A 2,002-nucleotide genomic window follows, 5' to 3' on the forward strand; every position below is an offset into this window, starting at 1 on the left:
TGCCCATAAGCCTTGAAACCGACCAAAAGCATTGATAAGAATAATAAAGTTTTTTTCATAATTTTTAATGATGTTTGTTGTGTTTGTTTTTTGTCCTCTGTTTGGTTTTTACCCTCTATCAAAAAATTATAACATATTGATTATGTGCGACTAATACACTCTGTCACTTTAGCAGTGACGGAGGATATATTATATCATTAATTATGAGAGAATTAAGTTCTATGAGAAAGGTAAATGTTAAACACCTTGTTAAACATGTGGTTGTTCACCCCAATAAAGTCCGAAATATATGCAAAGTAAATCGCTGATTACAAAGATTTAAACTAAAATACGAAAGTCGAAAAAGTGAATTTTCTCGTTAAATTCTAGTTAAACACGCACAAATTCAATCACTTAAACAACAACAAAATATGAAATTTGAAAATAATAGAATCAAATCCGAGATTCGGTTTATTGATCTGGAAAAAGGCAAACAATGGAATTCCAAACAAGATAGTTGCTGCTTCATTTTAATCATTACAGGCAGCCTTAATATCCATTTAGCCGATATTAAAGAAGAGGTTATCCCGGCAAATAATCTATTCTTTTTGCCGGCAGGATACAGCTTTTCGGCAACGGCTCTTGATAAAACTTTTTTTGTCTCGATAGGAATTAACGACGAAGATTATCTTTACGACAATTTCAGAATGGAGGAATTGAAAAACACAGAACAACAAGACTTTAGCTACCTGACATTTAACGACGTAATGAACGGATATGTTCGCTCACTCCTTATTTACAAAGGAAAGAATGTAGATTACGATTTTCTGGCTGACATTAAAGCTAAGGAGTTGATTTGCATACTGAAAGCATCGTATACAAGGCTTCAATTGAAAGGTTTTTTCAGCACATATCTGACAAACGATTTATATTTCACAGAACAAGTACGGTGCTTATATCCGAATATCAACAATGTGGTGGAACTGGCTGATAAAATGCATTATAGCTATTCGGGATTTAACAAGAAGTTCAGGAAAGTTTTTGGCATCTCAGCTTATTCCTGGCTCAAACAGCGAAGGGCTAATACGGTTTACCACGAAATATACCATACAGATAAGAGCCTGAAGCAGATATCGATCGACAATAGATTCGCAACTCTTTCACATTTCAATGAATTTTGTCACAGAATATTGGGCGCCTCACCCCGACAGATAAGAAACAAGAAACACAAGGAGCAAAATACATAATTTTAGGGAATATCAAGGAAAGTAGACAACACGTATTTTGCCATAAATTTGCACTGAATAAAACCTCTGAAAAAAGAAAGCTCTGTCACTGCTAAAGTGACAGAACTTTGGTCATTATAAAAAACCAAAGTACAAATATACGCAAATTTTTCACGACATATAACCCACTTCAGGATAAATAATATATGAGAGCATAAATTTATGTGATAAGCATTTTATCGGACAATGCCGCGCTGCTTACTACATCCGGCAACTATTCGGTAGCACTTGAAGGCGGTCGTACTTTAACTGGTGGGTTTGCATGGCCTTTTGTTTATTCAAAGGGCAATAATAACTGGAAAATCATTCATTCTCATCAAACCTCTAGGTAGAAGGAATAAAAAAACAAAAAAGTTTGACAGAAAAATCCGTCAAACTTTTTTTGTACCCTTAACCGTTCTGTTCTCGAACCAATTTCTTGAAGATTTAGACTTAATTTATGAATTGAAAGAATGGGTTCCTAACCCATAAATTGTATATTTGAAATTGCATTATCAAATTATAATATAATGAAATCCCAACTATATCAGAGTTTATACCAAAGATAACTAACTGATATTGTATAATTTATTATCAATAAGAAAAATCCACCTATTTGCCGATAGATGGATTTTGTTAATGGTTAAAAGTAATCGATAATTATTTGGGCTACTTCCAATATGTCCAAAAGATAATGTTCGATTAGTACTGATGCGTTAAAAATTTGAATTAAATAAATCCAATTGCTCTTTGACATT

The 2,002-nt window shown here is 33.1% G+C and carries 1 protein-coding gene; it reads left to right on the top strand.

The annotated features are described in order from the left end of the window. The first annotated feature begins 410 nt into the window (after positions 1–410). Complete coding sequence (locus D0T56_RS16525; RefSeq protein WP_163321267.1) at positions 411–1,226, top strand: helix-turn-helix domain-containing protein; 816 nt, start codon at positions 411–413, stop codon at positions 1,224–1,226. Positions 1,227–2,002: the final 776 nt, after the last annotated feature.

This window comes from Dysgonomonas sp. 520, assembly GCF_010501095.1.
Lineage (GTDB): Bacteria > Bacteroidota > Bacteroidia > Bacteroidales > Dysgonomonadaceae > QVMP01.